A 15,344-nucleotide genomic window follows, 5' to 3' on the forward strand; every position below is an offset into this window, starting at 1 on the left:
GTTCGTTCATGGGAAGCGGTGCCATGGTGACAGTGGAGCCCACGGTTCGGAAGAGGGCCCGGCGCCGGAAGGGGCGAGGGTGCGGACCGGGCCGACGCCGCACCGCCCCGGCAACGGCCCTTCCGGGCAACGGGGTTCGGTACGCGGGCGCAGCCGTGCGGGATGCGGGCGCCGCCGTCCGGTACGGATGCGTAGCAGCGGCCGTGCCGCACGCGGGCGCCGCGGTCCGGTACACGCCGACGGGGAGCGGCAGCCGATCGCTGCCGCTCCCCGTCGGGCGCCGCTCCCGGACGGGAAGCGGGCGGTTGCGGTGCCGGATGTGCCCTTCGCGCCCGGTGGACCGGGGCCGGAAGGGTGCTCCGGGGTCAGTCGATGCCGCGGAAGATGTGCGGCTCGACGGGCTCCTCGTCACAGCCGGCGAGCCGGACCGGAGCGCCGCGTCCCCAGACCTCAAGGTTGCGGACTTCCTTGATCCGGCCGGGACGTTCACCCTGCTTCGGGCGGGGCTCCTTGTACTGCGTCTTGTCGAATGCCACCACGCACTCCTTCATCAGAGGTATGGGTTCCGACGCGGTGGCGCCTCGTTCACAAACCGGGAGATCGGCCAGGGTTTGTGGCGTTCCCGCGACGGGCCAAATGGTGTTGGCGTCTCCCAGGAGGGTCGTCCGTCGTCCCCCACCCTAACGACACCTAACCCCTCCCGCGCGACTTTTTCCGTCGGCCTTGCCCCGCTCTCCGCGCAGTGACGGTGATCCGCACCGCGTCGGCCCCGGTCACCGGCCCGTACGGGGTGGCGGGAGGGCGCCGCGGCAGTCCAGCGTGGCCCGCCATTCGGATGACCGCCGCCTCTCCGGCCGGGCACCGCCGCCCGGACGTACCGGCGCGTCGGGTGGCGCCCGGAGCGTCGGCCCGCGCGGCGGCACCGGGCGGTGCTACCCCTGGGCGGGTGGACTGGTTCACCGACTCCGGTTACTGGCTCGGCCGCCTGGTCTTCCAGCGGCTGCTGGCCCTCGTCTATCTGACCGCGTTCCTCGCCGCGGCGCGGCAGTTCCGGGCGCTGATCGGCGCGCAGGGGATGCTGCCCGTGCCGCGCTTCGTGGCGCGCGTACCGTTCCGCGCCGCGCCGTCCGTCTTCCAGCTCCACTACTCGGACCGGTTCTTCGCCGCCTGGTCGTGGTGCGGGGCGCTGCTGGCCGCCGCGGTGGCCGCGGGCGCCGCCGATGCGGTGCCGCTGGGCGCGGCCATGGCGATGTGGGCGGCGCTGTGGCTGATGTACCTGTCGATCGTGAACGTCGGCCAGACCTGGTACGGCTTCGGCTGGGAGTCACTGCTGCTGGAGACGGGGATGCTGGCGGTCTTCCTCGGCAACGGCGACGTCGCCCCGCCGGTCCTGGTGATGTGGCTGCTGCGCTGGCTGCTGTTCCGGGTGGAGTTCGGCGCCGGGCTGATCAAGATGCGCGGGGACCGCTGCTGGCGCGATCTGACCTGCCTCTCCTACCACCACGAGACCCAGCCGATGCCGGGGCCGCTGAGCTGGTTCTTCCACCGTCTGCCGGGCCCGCTGCACAAGGCCGAGACCGCCGCCAACCATGTGGCGCAGCTGGGGCTGCCGGTGCTGCTGTTCACCCCGCAGCCGGTGGCCGGGTGGGCGGCGGTGGCGATGGCCGTCACCCAGCTGTGGCTGGTGTTCTCCGGCAACTTCGCCTGGCTGAACTGGCTCACCCTCGCGCTCGCCCTCTCCGTCGCCGCCGGGGCCCGCCCCTGGGTCACCCCGCCGCCGCTCCCGGCGGGCGCCCCGGTGTGGTTCACCGTCCTGGTCTGCGCGGCGACCGCCGGGGTCCTGGCCCTGAGCTACCGCCCGGCCCGTAACCTCCTCGCCCACGAGCAGCGGATGAACACCTCGTACGAGCCGCTGCACCTGGTCAACTCGTACGGCGCCTTCGGCAGTGTCACGCGGGTGCGGCGGGAGGTGGTGGTGGAGGGGACGGCGTCGGCGGTGGACGGGCCGGAGACGGTGTGGAAGGAGTACGGCTTCCACGGGAAGCCGGGTGAGGTGGGGCGGCTGCCGCGCCAGTTCGCCCCCTACCACCTGCGGCTCGACTGGCTGATGTGGTTCGCCGCGCTGTCGCCGGGCTACGCCGCCGGCTGGTTCGGCGGCTTCGTGGAGCGGCTGCTCACGGGCGACAAGGACACGCTGCGGCTGCTGCGCGGCAATCCGTTCCCGGACGCCCCGCCGCTGCGGGTGCGGGCCCGGCTCTTCGAGTACCGCTTCACGACGTGGCGCGAGCTACGGGAGTCAGGCGCATGGTGGCACCGTCGTGAAGTCCGGCAGTTTCTGCCGCCCACCGCGCTGTCACCTCGTCCCGGAAGGCGGTGAGCGTCCGCAGCGCCTCCCGCAGCCCGATCTTGCGGAACTCCCGCTCCAGGGTGTCGAGTTCGGCGAGCGTCTCGACGTGGTCGCGGCCCAGCCGGGCGCGGGACTTCGCCAGGCCCAGCCCGGCCAGGGCGCGGCCGCGGGGCTCCGCCATCTCCGTGAACTCCCGCAGCGCGAGGGTGTACAGCTCGCGTGCCTGCGCGTACCGCTCGGCGCGGAAGAAGACGTTGCCGCGCATCTTGTGGTTGTAGGCGAGGGCGGCGGCGAGGTCCATGGTGCGGCATATCGCCTCCGCCTCGGACAGCAGCTCCAGCGCGCGGTCGGTCTCGCCCAGCACGGAGCGGACGTCCGCCACGCCCCGCAGCGACCAGGCGTGGCCGCGGCTGTCGTCCGCCGCGGCGGCGATGGTCACGCACTCCTCGAAGAGGTCCAGCGCCTTGGGGAGGTCGCCGGTGTTGCGGTGCATCTGGGCGATGCCGGACAGCGCCCAGACCGCATGCCGGGGCTCGCCGTGGGCGCGCGCCTGGGCCAGGAGCTGTGCGTGGAGGTCGGCGACGGCTTCGTAGTCGCCCTGGATGCGGCCGGTCTCGGCGAGCCCGGCGAGGGCGTAGCCGTGGGCCAGCCGGTCGGCGCCGTCGGCGAGGGCCACGGCGTGGGTGAGCAGCCGGCGGGCGAGCGGCAGGGCACCGCACTGGCGGGCGAGGGTGCCGCCGCTCCACAGCGCCCAGCCCATGGCGCCGCGGTCGCCCGCCTCCCGGGCACTGCGGTAGCTGTCGCGCCAGGCCGCACCGGCCGCCCCGACCCTGCCCAGACGGCGGTTGGCCTCGGCCGCCGCAAGGGCCGCGCGGGCCCGGTCCAGCGGGCTCCCGGCCTCTTCGCGCGCGCAGACGGCGGCGGCCAGCACCTCCTCGTAGGAGGAGTTGACGCCGAGCTTCGCGCCCAGTTCGCCCTGGTACTCGGGGGCGAATGCCTTGCCGTACATGTTGCGGTGCCCTCTCGTTCATGATCCGTCGTGATCACGACGCTATGAAGTCGGACGGGTAGCCCGAATCCCTCGCAGTGCCCGTCCTCACGTACCTCTGAAGTGCTACGTCCTGCCCCTGACGTCATCACCACGACGTACGGGTGTTCCCCCGCCCAACAGGGGGAGGAGCGGCAGAAGCTGACGCCGCGTCGGGTCGGGATCCCGCGCCACGGGTCGCCTTCCCCTTGCCGTGCCGCGCCGTCGGGGTCAGGCTGACCCCGTCCCTCCGCGGGTGCCGTACGGCCCGCGGGCCGCGAGCGCCGGATACCGAGGTGGAGCATGGACACAGCAGGGGCCGGGCCCGGCGTGGGGCGCCGGCGCTTCCTCGGGGGCGTCGCCGGGCTCGCGGTGGCGGCCGGGGGCGTGGCGCCGGCCGGCCGCGACGCCACTCCGGCACAGGCCGGGGGCCGGGGGCGGGCGGAGGCCCGGCGACCGCGGGCCGACCGTACCGCGTACCTCGGGACGTACACGTCGTCCGGAGGGGCCGGTGTCATCCTTGCGGAGTACGCCGCCGACGCCACCCTGACCTCCACCGGTACGGTCGGCGGCGTCCCGGACCCGTCGTATCTGGCGCTCGCCCCGGACGGCGGCACGCTCTACGCCGTCGACGAGCAGCAGGAGGGCGCGGTGACCGCGCTGGCGCTGCCGGCGCAGGGCCCGCCGAAGGTGCTGGGCAGCCGTCCCACCGGCGGCGCCGGGCCCTGCCATCTGTCGGTCCACCCGGGCGGCCGCTGGCTGCTGAGCGCCCACTACACCTCCGGGAGCGTGGCGGTGCATCCGATCGACCCGGCGGACGGTTCGCTGGGTGAGCGGACGGACCTGGTCACCCACTCCGCGCCACCGCCCGGCCCCGGCCAGGACGGGCCGCACGCGCACCAGATCATCACCGCGCCGGACGGCGGCCACGTCCTGGCGGTGGATCTGGGCACCGACACCGTCTACACGTACCGGCTGGACACCTCCGCCGGGACGCTGGCCGAGGTGGCGCGGGCGGCGCTGCGGCCGGGCGCGGGGCCGCGGCATCTGACGTTCCACCCGTCGGGCCGGTTCGCGTATCTGGCGAACGAGGTCGACAACACGGTGGTGGTCTGCGGGTACGACGCGGACAGCGGGCGGCTGACGCCGGGCGAGCCGCAGCCGACCGGCACCGGTGAGGGCACCAGCTATCCGGCGCAGCTGCTGGTCACCGCGGACGGAAAGTTCGCGTTCCTGGCCAACCGCGGCCACAACAGCCTGACCCGGTACGCGGTCGAGGACGGCGGGGCGCGGTTGCGGCTGCTGGACACGGTGCCGGCGGGCGGCGACTTCCCGCGGCAGATCGCCTTCTCGCCGGACGGACGGCTGCTGTTCGCGGCGAACCAGCGGTCGGGGACGGTGACGGTGTTCGCGGTCGACAAGGACTCCGGCGCGCTGGTGCGGCGCGGGGAGCCGTTCGCGGCGGCGGCCGTGGTGTGCGTACTGCCGCGGTGAGCAGGCACGCGGCACGGTGGAATCCGGCACTCCGCGGCGAGTGACACACTGCCGCAACAGTGCGGCATTGTCCGGAAGTTAGCGTCGCCCCCCATGAGTACGCAGACACCGGGGGCGCACGGCCTCCAGAGCGGCCCGGCACCGGCGGACGGTGCGCTGCAACAGGGGCTCAAGCGCCGCCATATGCGGCTGATCGCGCTGGGCGGGGTGATCGGCGCGGGGCTGTTCGTCGGCAGCGGGGTGGTGGTGCACGCGACGGGTCCGGCGGCGGTGCTGTCGTTCCTGGCCGCCGGGGTGCTGACGGTGCTGATCATGCGGATGCTGGCGGAGATGACCGTCGCCCGGCCCGCACAGGGCTCGTTCTACGCGCATGTCCGCGAGACGCTGGGGCTGCGGGCCGGTTTCACCGTCGGCTGGCTGTACTGGTACTTCTTCGTGATCGTGGTCGCCGTGGAGGCGGTGGCCGGCGGCCGGATCGTCCAACTGTGGCTGCCCGACGTGCCGTTGTGGGTGGTCAGTCTGGTCCTGATGGGGCTGCTGACGGCGACCAACATGGTGTCGGCACGGTCCTACGGCGAGTTCGAGTACTGGTTCTCGTCGATCAAGGTCGTGGCGATCGTCGTCTTCCTGTTCCTGGGCGCGCTGTACGTGCTGGGGCTGTGGCCGCACGCCGCGGGCGGGCTGGCGCTGCTGACGTCGCACGGCGGGTTCGCCCCGGCGGGGGTGGGCGCGGTGCTGGCGGCGGTGGTGCCCTGCGTCGGGTTCTTCACCGGCGCGGAGATCGTGACGATCGCGGCGGCGGAGTCGGTCGAGCCGGAGCGGGCGGTGGCCGATGCGATCCGCTCGATCGTGCTGCGGGTGGTGGCGTTCTACGTGCTGTCGATCTTCCTGGTGGTCGCGGTCGTGCCGTGGACGTCCCGGGCGATCGAGGTCAGTCCGTACGCGGCGGTCCTGGAGCGGCTGGCGGTGCCCGCCGCCGGGACGGTGATGAACGCGCTGGTGCTGATCGCGGTGTTGTCCTGCCTGAACTCCGCGCTCTACACGTCGTCGCGGATGCTCTTCGCGCTCACCGGCAACGGCGATGCGCCGCGCGCCTTCACGAAGGTCAGCCGCGGCGGTGTACCGCGCCGGGCGCTGCTGGCCGGGACGTCGGTGGGCTATCTGTCGGTGATCGCCGCCTGGATCTCCCCCGACGTGATCTTCTCGTTCCTGATCAACTCCTACGGTGCCGTCGCGCTCTTCGTCTATCTGGCCATCGCCTTCGCGCAGGTGCGGATGCGGCGGCGGCTGGAGCGCGAGGGCCCGGCGCGGCTGACGCTGCGGATGTGGCTGTTCCCCTGGCTGAGCTGGGCGACCATCGCGGCGATGACGGCGGTGATCGCCGCGATGGCGGTGCTGCCCGACAGCCGTTCGCAGTTCTGGCTGAGTCTGGTGACGGTGGCGGTGGTGCTGGTGGGCTACGAGTTCCGGCGGCGGGTCCCGGCGGCGCGTACGGCACCGGCGGGCCCGGCCCCCGAGCCGGACGTGGTGGGGGCGGCGATCGGCGAGAGGTAGTGCCGGAGCAGCTCGCGCAGATGGTCGACGAAGGCGTCGTAGCTCTCCCGCAGAGTGGTGCCGGGCCAGTCGTCGGGCAGCAGTTCGACGGGGAGCAGCGGGTCGGTCAGCAGATGGCGCTGGGCCGCGGCGGCGACGGTGAAGCGGTGTGCGGGGTCGTCCGCGGCGCCGAGCCGGGCGTCGAGGTCGCGGGCGCGGGCGGCCCAGCCGTCGAGGTCCCAGAGCTTGCCCGCGAGGGCGACCGGATCACCGTCGGGGGTGCCGGTGAGCCAGGTGCACTGGTCGGCGGCGGACGGGCGGGGGCGGTCGAGGTTGGCGGGGCGCAGCCAGCTGCCCTCGCGCAGCTCGGCCAGGCGCAGTCCGTCCATGGCGCGGCGCAGCGCGGTACGTTCGGCGGCGGTGCGGCGTTCGCCGGTGACGAGGGCGATCTCCCAGGCGCCGGACCATGGCAGGGTGCGCGGGGTGCGGCTGTCGTCCTGTCGGCGCTGACGGGCGAGCAGCCGTGCGGTGAGGGCGTAGTCCCCGTCGGCGTGGGTGAGGTCGCCGGCGGCCACCATGCGGGAGAGTGCGACCCGGACCGTGCCTTCGGCGATGCCGAAGAGTTCCCCGATACGGACGAGGGCGCGGACCGGAAGCTGCGCCGGATGGTTGCCCAGGAGGGTGCTGAGGACGACGGAGCGCGCGGTGAGCGGCCGCACCCCCAGGTGCTCCGCATCGTCCGCCGCGCTCCGTGGGGTGCCCGTGAGGGCCGCCCCGCGGGTGCCGTCACAGCCGTCCGCGCCATTCATTCATTACATCCTTTCCACGCTTGTCGTACAACTGTAACGTCGAGGTATGACCGTCACTCATGAAGTCGTGAATCAGCCGCCGCCGCTGACCGGTTTCACCGCCGCGGACGAGCCGGCCCTGCTGGAGACCTTGCGCCGGGAAGGCGCCGGATGGGGCGAGCGGGAGGTGACCGAACTCGGCGCGCTGGCGGGCACGGCGGCCGTCCAGGAGCAGGCCCGCTGGGCGGAGGAGGTCCCGCCCCGGCTGCACACCCACGACCGCTTCGGCCACCGCGTCGACGAGGTCACCTTCCACCCCGCCTGGCATCAGCTGATGACGGTCGCCGTGGAGCAGGGGCTGCACGCCGCGCCCTGGGCGGACGACCGGCCCGGCGCCCATCTGGTGCGCGCCGCGAAGTTCTACCTCTGGTCCCAGGCGGAGCCGGGCCACGGCTGCCCGATCTCGATGACGTACGCGGCCGTCCCGGCACTGCGGGCGGCGCCCGAGCTGGCGGCGGTGTACGAACCGCTGCTCACCTCGCGGGTCTACGACTTCGGGCTGCGGCCGCCGCTGACCAAGTCGGGCCTGATCGCGGGCATGTCGATGACGGAGAAGCAGGGCGGCTCCGACGTCCGTGCCAACACCACCCGCGCGGTGGCCGCCGCCGACGGGAGCTACCGGATCACCGGCCACAAGTGGTTCACCTCCGCGCCGATGAGCGATGTCTTCCTGACCCTGGCACAGACGGCGGAGGGTCTGGGCTGTTTTCTGCTGCCGCGCGTCCTGCCGGACGGTAGCCGCAACGGGCTGCGGCTGATGCGCCTCAAGGACAAACTGGGCAATCGCTCCAACGCCTCGGCCGAGATCGAGTACGAGGCGGCGGTGGCCTGGCCGGTGGGTGAGCCGGGGCGCGGGGTGCGCACCATCGTGGAGATGGTCAACATGACCCGCCTGGACTGCGTGCTGGGATCGGCCGCCGCGATGCGGGCCGGGCTGCGGCAGGCGCTGCACCACACCGCGCACCGGCAGGCGTTCGGCCGGTCGCTGGACCACCAGCCGCTGATGCGCTCCGTCCTCGCCGACCTCGCGGTCGAGTCGGAGGCGGCGACGCTGCTGGGCATGCGGCTGGCGGCCGCCGTGGACCGCTCGCAGGCCGGGGACGCGCGGGAGGCGGCGCTGCGGCGGCTGGCGCTGGCGGCCGCCAAGTACTGGGTGTGCAAGCGCGGCAGCTCGCATGTGGGCGAGGCGCTGGAGTGCCTGGGCGGCAACGGCTACGTCGAGGAGTCCGGGATGCCGCGGCTCTACCGGGAGGCGCCGCTGCTGTCGATCTGGGAGGGCTCCGGCAATGTCGCGGCGCTCGACGTGCTGCGCGCCCTGCAGCGTGAACCGGACGCGCTGGAGGCGTACTTCGCGGAGATCGACGCGGCCGCGGGCGCCGACCGGCGGCTGGACGCGGCCGCCGCGGCGCTGCGGAAGCTGCTGGGCGAGCTGGCCGACCCGGAGCGCGCGCAGCTGCTGGCCCGGACCGTCGCCGAGCGGATGGCGCTGGTGCTCCAGGGTGCGCTGCTGGTGCGGCACAGCTCCCCGGCGGTCGCCGACGCGTTCTGCGCCTCCCGGCTCGACGGGGCGTGGGGCAACGCCTTCGGCACCCTGCCGCCGGGCACGGATCTCACGGCGATCCTGGAGCGCACCCGTACCGGCGACGCGCACTGAGGCCCGGACGGTGGACGGAGGTGCGCCCGGCGGACACGGCGGCGCGGGGCGCACCGGGAGGGGGCGGCCGGGCCGCCGGGGCGGTAGCGTCCGGTCATGCCCTTCGACGATGAACTCGCCCCGGTCGCCGTGGTCGCCTACCGGCCGTGCTGGCCGCGGGAGTTCGCCGAGCACGCCGCCCGGCTGCGGGAGTTGCTGGGAGATCTCGCGGTCGCGGTCGACCATGTGGGCTCCACCTCCGTGCCGGGGCTGGCGGCCAAGGACTGTCTGGACATCCAGGTGCGGACGGCGCCGCTCGACGAGGAGTGTGCCGCACGGGCCACGGCGCGGCTGACGGCGGCCGGGTTCCGGCGCCGCCCCGAGCCGTGGAACCGCACCGAGGCCGCGGCCGGCCGGCGCTGCCGCAAGCTGGTCTTCGCCCCGCCCGTCGGCGCCCGCCGGTGCAACATCCACCTGCGGGAGCACGGCGGGCCCACCGCCCGCTTCGCGCTGCTCTTCCGTGACCATCTGTGTGCGGACGCGGACGCCCGCCGGGCCTGGGGCACGTTCAAACAGCGGCTGGCCGCACACGTCCCGGACCTCGCCGCCTACGGGCAGATCAAACAACCGGCCACCGAGGCGCTGATGCGCGGCGCCGAGCGCTGGGCGGCCGCGACGGGGTGGCAGCCGTCCTGAGAACGGACGGCCACCGCCCCCCGGGCAGGCGCGGTTCAGAATCCGCCACCGGCCGCACCGCGGCGGCCACGCCCCCACGACCCGTATGGCATCGAGTGCACCGACAACCCCCTCACCCGGCACCCGGTGTCGTACATACGTCCACTTCGCCTTCATCGGACCTTCACCATCGGCCTCCTCGCCCATGAGAAAAAACGAGGCATGTGTGACGACGAACTGATCCCGCCGCGCGCGGACCTGACCGAGGACCAGTGGCTGCGGGACGAGACCGTGCGGCCCGCGGCGGGCGCGCCCGGGATGCGGACGACGGGCCGCACCGTGCCGTGGGTGAACCGGCGGACGCTGCTGGGCGGCGCGGTGGCCGGCGCCGCGCTCGGTGTGCTGCCGCTCGGCGCCGGGGACCGCACGGCCGCCGCCGCACCCCGCGGCGGTGCGCCCGGCGCGTTCCCCTTCCCCGAACGCCCCAACCGCGAGGGCGAGTTCGCCGTCCTGGTGACGGGCGACGCGGGCACCGGCGACGAGGCGCAGTACGCGGTGGCCGCCGCGGCGCGGGACGTCTGCCGCGCGGAGGGCGTGGAGCTGGCCGTCGGGCTCGGCGACAACCTCTACGAGAACGGGCCGGAATCCGACCACGACACGGAGTTCCAGGACAAGTTCGAGAAGCCGAACGCCGGTATCGACGTGCCGTGGCTGATGGTGCTGGGCAACCACGACTGCTCCGGGCTGATACCGGGCAGCGGCGGCGACCCGTCCCGCGGCGACCGCGAGGTGGCGTACGCGGCGACCTCCCGCCGCTGGTACATGCCCGAGCGCTACTACAGCGTGCCGGTCCCCGCCGACCGTCCGCTGGTGGAGTTCTTCGCCATCGACACCATCCCGTGGTCGTCGTACGTCGCCCAGATCGACCCGCGCTACCGCTGGGACGGCCCGTACATGCGCGGGCAGCGGGAGTGGCTGGACGGTGCGCTGCGCGCCTCGCGGGCCCGCTGGAAGATCGTCCTGGGCCACCACCCGTACCTCAACAACGGCAAGCACGGCAGCGCCGGTGCGTACGACGGCTTCACCATCGGCCACTACACCAGCGGCGTCCACCTCAAGGAGATGTACGAGGAGGTCGTCCTCGGGCGCGCCGATCTGATCCTCTCCGGGCACGACCACACCTCGCAGCTGCTGGAGCCGACGGCGCGCACCGGCGGCACCCGGCAGGTGGTGTGCGGCGCGTCCGGCAAGACCGGCGACGGCACCGCGCACTTCGGCCACCCGGCCGCCTGGCAGAACTTCTCCGACCACGGCTTCATGCTGCTGAAGGTGTCGGGCACCGCGCTGACGCTCGATGCGTACACCGTCGACGTCGCCACCCGGAAGGCCACCCGCGCCCACCGGATCCGCACCACGACGCCGGTCGGCGGGGTGCCGGCGGGCGCACCGGCGTAGGTCCCGGCAGCCTGCGGGCCCCGCGCCCCGGGCGGGGCAGCGGGACATGCGGCGGGCCGCGCCCCGGCCTAGGGTGAGCCCATGGCCGCGTCCCGGTGGATATCGGCCCAGGTCAACGGCGCGCGGCCGCGGGCCCGGGGCCCGCACTCCCGCGCGGCGCCGCACCGCCCGGACCGGGCCGCGGCGCCGTCCCTCCCCCGTTCCCGTACGCCCGTGGCAATCGGGCGACGGGCGCTTCGGTGACCGCCGGGAGCGGCGACGGTCCCGGGCGCCGCTACGACCCGCTGGCCGCCCCGGGCGTCCGCGCGGTGCCCGAGGAGGTGCCGGGCGTCTCGCACCACGAGCCGATCGGGCTGCGCCGCCGCCTCGATCTCAACCTCATGGGCACGTTCGACTGGGACCTGGCCCGCGGCCACATGGACCTCGACGACGGTGCGCTGCGCCTCTACGACCTGCGGGCCGACGAATGGAACGGCGAGCCCCTGGCGCTGTCCTCGCGGGTGCCGCCGGAGGAGGGCGCGCGGCTGGACCGGGCGCTGTCGCTGGCGCTCCAGGACGGCGCCGCCTCGTACGGCGCGTACTTCCGGGTGCGCCACCGCGACGGGACGATGCACTGGGCGCACTCCCAGGGCCGGATCCTGCACGACGCGGACGGGCTGCCGTACCGGGTGATCGGGGTGGTCCGCGAGGCGTCGAACGAGCTGGCGGACTCGGCGCTGCTGCGGTCGTTGCAGCAGGAGCGGCAGCGGCAGACGGTGATGGTGCAGCAGACCACGGCGGCGCTGGCGCGGGCGATGTCGGTGGCGGATGTGACGCGGGTGCTGACCGGTCCGGGCGGGGCCCGGCGGTTCGGGGCGGACGCGCTGGTCCTGGGGTTGGTGGCGGGCGGCCGGTTCGAGGTGATCGCGGCGACCGGTCTCGACGGCGACGTACCGGAGGACATGCTGCGCTCCCGGCTGGACGACACGCTGCCGCTCTCGGACACGGTGGCGTCGCGGCGCCCCAGCTTTCTGCGCACCCGCGGCGAGATGATCGCCCGCTTCCCGCGGCTGCGCCCGTACGGGGAGATGCTGCCGCCGGGCAGCGCGTCGTTCCTGCCGCTGGTGGCGCAGGACACCGTCATCGGGGCGCTGGGGCTGTTCGGCAACGAGCCGTCGGGGCAGTCCGCCGAGGCGCGGAACCTGGCGCTGGCGCTGGCCGGTGTGGTGGCGCAGTCGTTGCAGCGGGCGACCCTCTTCGACCAGGAGCGGGAGTTCGCGACCGGACTCCAGGCGACGATGCTGCCGCGCCGGGTGCCGGAGATACCCGGCGGCGAGGTGACGGTGCGGTACCACCCGGCGAGCGTGGGCCGCGACATCGGCGGCGACTGGTACGACGTGATCGCGCTGCCGCAGGGCCGCACGGGGCTGGTGGTCGGCGACGTCGAGGGGCACGACACCCATGCGGCGGCGGTGATGGGGCAGCTGCGGATCGCGCTGCGGGCGTACGCGAGTGAGGGGCATCCGCCGGAGACGGTGCTGGTGCGGGCCTCGCGGTTTCTGGCGGAGCTGGAGACCGACCGCTTCGCGACCTGCACCTACGTCCAGGCGGATCTGGACTCCGGTGCGCTGCACGTGGCGCGGGCCGGGCATCTGGGGCCGCTGATCCGGGACGGCTCGGGGCATGTGGACTGGCCCGAGGTCCGCGGCGGGCTGCCGCTCGGGGTGGCCTCCGCGTTCGGGCACGACCACTTCCCCGAGACCCAGCTGTTCCTGGAGCCCGGCTCGACGCTGCTGCTGTGCAGCGACGGGCTGGTGGAGCAGCCGGGGCAGGACATCTCGGTCGGTATCGACGCGCTGACCGCGGCGGTCCGCGCCGGGCCCGAGGAGTTGGGGCCGCTCGCCGATCAGCTGGCGGAGCTGCTGTGGGCGGCGCCCGGGTCGGAGGACGATCTGGCGCTGTTGCTGCTGCGGCGGGTGCCGGACCCGGGCGGCAGCACGCTGCCGCGGCTGCGGCTCCATGTCCACCAGGCCGATCCGGCGGGCGCCGCCGATGTCCGCTCGGCGCTGCGGCGGACCGTGGACCAGTGGCGGGCCGGACCGGTGATGTACGACATCGAGGTGGCGGCGAGCGAGCTGATCGCCAATGCGCTGACGCACACGGAGAGCGGGGCGCTGGTGACGATGGAGCTGCTGGCGGGCGAGCCGCGGCGGATCCGGCTGGAGGTCGAGGACCGCTCCAGCCAGTGGCCCCGGCGCCGCAGCCCCGGCGAGACCGCCACGTCCGGACGCGGTCTGATGCTGGTGGAGGCGCTGGCGGACTCCTGGGGCGCCGAGCCCCGCGGCTCCGGCAAGGCGCTGTGGTGCGAGTTCGTGGTGCCGGACGGGGAGGCGTCGCCGGACGGGGACGGGGCGGCGGACGCGGGGTGACCGCTCCCTTCCTCCGCCCCTTGAGCCGCCCGCCCCGCAAAGGATCCGGCGCCCCACCCGGTACGGTTCCGGCCGCCGCCCTGCTGAGCAGGCGCGGCGGCCGGGGTCCGGGGAGCAGGCCCTACGGGCCGTACCAGAGCGTGGTGATGTTGCAGAACTCCCGGATGCCGTGGCCGGACAGCTCCCGGCCGTAGCCGGAGCGCTTGGCGCCGCCGAAGGGCAGGCCCGGGTGGGAGGCGGTCATGCCGTTGAAGTACACACCGCCGGCGCACAGATCGCGGGCGAGGCGCTCCTGTTCGGCCTCGTCGCGGGTCCAGGCGTTGGAGCTGAGGCCGAAGGGCGTGTCGTTGGCGAGCGCCACCGCCTCGTCGAGGTCGGCGACGCGGTAGAGCGTGGCGACCGGGCCGAACGCCTCCTCGTGGTGGATGCGCATGTCGGGGGTGAGGTGGGTGAGGACCGTCGGCTCGTAGAACCAGCCCGCGGTGGGCCGCGACGGGCGGCGGGCGCCGCAGAGCACGGTGGCGCCGCGGTGGACCGCGTCGTCCACCAGCTCCTCCAGGTCGGAGCGGCCCTGCTCGCTGGCGAGCGGGCCGACGTCGGTGTTCTCGTCCATCGGGTCGCCGACGGTCAGCGCGGCCATCGCGGCGGTGAACTTCTCGGCGAACGCGTCGTGGATGTCGGCGTGCAGGATGAAGCGTTTGGCGGCGATGCAGGACTGGCCGTTGTTCTGGACCCGGGCGGTGACCGCCACCCGCACCGCGGCGTCGAGGTCGGCGGAGGGCAGCACGACGTACGGGTCGCTGCCGCCGAGTTCCAGCACCGTCTTCTTGACCTCGTCGCCCGCGACGGAGGCGACGGCGCGGCCGGCCGGTTCGCTGCCGGTGAGGGTGGCGGCCGCGATCCGCGGGTCGCGCAGTACGCCCTCCACCGCGCCCGAGCCGATCAGCAGGGTCTGGAAGCAGCCGGCCGGGAAGCCGGCCCGGCGGAAGAGTTCTTCCAGGTAGAGGGCGGTCTGCGGCACGTTGGACGCGTGCTTGAGCAGCCCGGTGTTGCCGGCCATCAAGGTCGGCGCGGCGAACCGTACGACCTGCCAGAGCGGGAAGTTCCACGGCATCACGGCGAGGACGACGCCCAGCGGGCGGTAGCGCACCACGGCGCGGGCGGCACCGGAGTCGCGGACGTCGGCCGGATCGGGGTGCTCGTCGGCGAGGAGGACGGCGGCGTGGTCGGCGTACCAGCGCATGGTCTTGGCGCACTTGGCGACCTCGGCGCGGGCCGCCACGAGCGTCTTGCCCATCTCGGTGGTCATGGTGCGGGCGACGGTCTCGTGGTCGGCGTCCAGCAGGTCGGCGGCCTTGTGCAGCCACCCGGCGCGGGTGGCGAACGAGGTGAGCCGGTGGGTGTCGTACGCCTGCTCGGCGAGGACCAGCCGGTCTTCGAGTTCGCCCGGGTTGAGCGGTTCGAAGGTCTTGAGCGTTTCGCCGGTGGCCGGGTTGACCGTGGCGATGGCCATGAACAGCACCTCCTCGATGGGACGGGACGATCGGCTCGGCGGTGGTGCGGGCGCGCCGGGTCAGCTCAGCGGCGACGGGGCCGGTGAGGGGTCCGGTACGGGATCGGGCCCCGGCGGGCGCGGGATCGGGGACGGCGAGGGCTCGGGTCCGGGCGGCCCCGGTACGGGCCCCGGCGGTGGTTCGGGGACGGGGCCGGGCGGCGGCCCGCCGGGCTCCGGGTACGGGCCGTCCGGGTCCGGGGGCGGACCGCCGGGATCGGGCGGCAGCGGGTCCGGGCCCCCGGGCCGTGGCGGGGTGGCCGGCTCGGTCGCGGCGGGGCCCTGCCGCCCGTGGTCCGGGTCGCCGGACGTCACCGGGCCGCCGCGCGCCCGGGGGCGGTGCGGGATCGGTTGCGGCTGCACGGCGTGCCT

Annotated in this window: 11 protein-coding genes; 7 read left to right on the forward strand and 4 right to left on the reverse strand. The window is 74.4% G+C overall.

Features of this window, described 5'->3' with window-relative positions:
• Positions 1 to 365: 365 nt before the first annotated feature.
• Positions 366 to 536 (reverse strand): hypothetical protein, encoded by a 171-nt coding sequence (locus ACZ4U4_RS27585; protein WP_169749983.1) that lies wholly within the window; start codon positions 534 to 536, stop codon positions 366 to 368.
• Between the two features lie 410 nt (positions 537 to 946).
• On the opposite strand from ACZ4U4_RS27585, the gene ACZ4U4_RS27590 reads away from it, so the two are divergent.
• Positions 947 to 2,377, forward strand: a complete 1,431-nt coding sequence (locus tag ACZ4U4_RS27590; RefSeq protein WP_467879591.1) for a lipase maturation factor family protein — start codon at positions 947 to 949, stop codon at positions 2,375 to 2,377.
• Here the strand turns inward: ACZ4U4_RS27590 and ACZ4U4_RS27595 are convergent.
• Positions 2,271 to 3,356 (reverse strand): tetratricopeptide repeat protein, encoded by a 1,086-nt coding sequence (locus ACZ4U4_RS27595; RefSeq protein ID WP_467879594.1) that lies wholly within the window; start codon positions 3,354 to 3,356, stop codon positions 2,271 to 2,273. The two genes, ACZ4U4_RS27590 and ACZ4U4_RS27595, sit on opposite strands and share 107 nt — an antisense overlap.
• Before the next feature lie 321 nt (positions 3,357 to 3,677).
• Here ACZ4U4_RS27595 and ACZ4U4_RS27600 point away from each other — a divergent pair, with 321 nt between their 5' ends.
• Both ACZ4U4_RS27600 and ACZ4U4_RS27605 read left to right on the forward strand, forming a co-directional pair.
• Entirely contained in the window at positions 3,678 to 4,868 is a 1,191-nt protein-coding gene (locus tag ACZ4U4_RS27600; RefSeq protein ID WP_467879596.1) for a lactonase family protein, read from the forward strand.
• Between the two features lie 93 nt (positions 4,869 to 4,961).
• Positions 4,962 to 6,422, forward strand: a complete 1,461-nt coding sequence (locus tag ACZ4U4_RS27605) for an amino acid permease (protein WP_467879599.1) — start codon at positions 4,962 to 4,964, stop codon at positions 6,420 to 6,422.
• Here the strand turns inward: ACZ4U4_RS27605 and ACZ4U4_RS27610 are convergent.
• Positions 6,326 to 7,210, reverse strand: coding sequence for a PaaX family transcriptional regulator C-terminal domain-containing protein (locus tag ACZ4U4_RS27610; RefSeq protein WP_467879602.1), 885 nt, complete (start codon positions 7,208 to 7,210; stop codon positions 6,326 to 6,328). The genes ACZ4U4_RS27605 and ACZ4U4_RS27610 overlap by 97 nt on opposite strands.
• A gap of 46 nt (positions 7,211 to 7,256) precedes the next feature.
• Between ACZ4U4_RS27610 and ACZ4U4_RS27615 the strand changes: the two genes are divergently transcribed.
• The 4 genes from ACZ4U4_RS27615 (at position 7,257) to ACZ4U4_RS27630 (ending at position 13,420) form a co-directional block, all read left to right on the forward strand.
• The gene (locus ACZ4U4_RS27615; protein WP_467879605.1) at positions 7,257 to 8,903 is read left to right on the forward strand and encodes an acyl-CoA dehydrogenase family protein; all 1,647 of its coding nucleotides are present in this window, start codon (positions 7,257 to 7,259) and stop codon (positions 8,901 to 8,903) included.
• A gap of 96 nt (positions 8,904 to 8,999) precedes the next feature.
• On the forward strand, positions 9,000 to 9,578 hold the full coding sequence (locus ACZ4U4_RS27620; RefSeq protein ID WP_467879607.1) for a GrpB family protein: 579 nt from the start codon (positions 9,000 to 9,002) through the stop codon (positions 9,576 to 9,578).
• Between the two features lie 201 nt (positions 9,579 to 9,779).
• Positions 9,780 to 11,012 (forward strand): metallophosphoesterase, encoded by a 1,233-nt coding sequence (locus ACZ4U4_RS27625; RefSeq protein WP_467879610.1) that lies wholly within the window; start codon positions 9,780 to 9,782, stop codon positions 11,010 to 11,012.
• Positions 11,013 to 11,251: 239 nt separating this feature from the next.
• Entirely contained in the window at positions 11,252 to 13,420 is a 2,169-nt protein-coding gene (locus ACZ4U4_RS27630) for a SpoIIE family protein phosphatase (protein WP_467879612.1), read from the forward strand.
• A gap of 121 nt (positions 13,421 to 13,541) precedes the next feature.
• Here the strand turns inward: ACZ4U4_RS27630 and ACZ4U4_RS27635 are convergent, their stop codons facing one another.
• Positions 13,542 to 14,933, reverse strand: coding sequence for an NADP-dependent succinic semialdehyde dehydrogenase (locus tag ACZ4U4_RS27635; RefSeq protein WP_467879614.1), 1,392 nt, complete (start codon positions 14,931 to 14,933; stop codon positions 13,542 to 13,544).
• Positions 14,934 to 15,344: the final 411 nt, after the last annotated feature.

The organism is Streptomyces sp. NPDC029159 (assembly GCF_055564055.1).

Bases quoted from the DNA above. Each gene is read 5' to 3' on its own strand.
- ACZ4U4_RS27610 (WP_467879602.1), bottom strand. From the start codon at position 7,210: ATGAATGGCGCGGACGGCTGTGACGGCACCCGCGGGGCGGCCCTCACG.
- ACZ4U4_RS27595 (WP_467879594.1), bottom strand. From the start codon at position 3,356: ATGTACGGCAAGGCATTCGCCCCCGAGTACCAGGGCGAACTGGGCGCG.
- ACZ4U4_RS27635 (WP_467879614.1), bottom strand. From the start codon at position 14,933: ATGGCCATCGCCACGGTCAACCCGGCCACCGGCGAAACGCTCAAGACC.
- ACZ4U4_RS27600 (WP_467879596.1), top strand. From the start codon at position 3,678: ATGGACACAGCAGGGGCCGGGCCCGGCGTGGGGCGCCGGCGCTTCCTC.
- ACZ4U4_RS27605 (WP_467879599.1), top strand. From the start codon at position 4,962: ATGAGTACGCAGACACCGGGGGCGCACGGCCTCCAGAGCGGCCCGGCA.
- ACZ4U4_RS27620 (WP_467879607.1), top strand. From the start codon at position 9,000: ATGCCCTTCGACGATGAACTCGCCCCGGTCGCCGTGGTCGCCTACCGG.
- ACZ4U4_RS27625 (WP_467879610.1), top strand. From the start codon at position 9,780: ATGTGTGACGACGAACTGATCCCGCCGCGCGCGGACCTGACCGAGGAC.
- ACZ4U4_RS27615 (WP_467879605.1), top strand. From the start codon at position 7,257: ATGACCGTCACTCATGAAGTCGTGAATCAGCCGCCGCCGCTGACCGGT.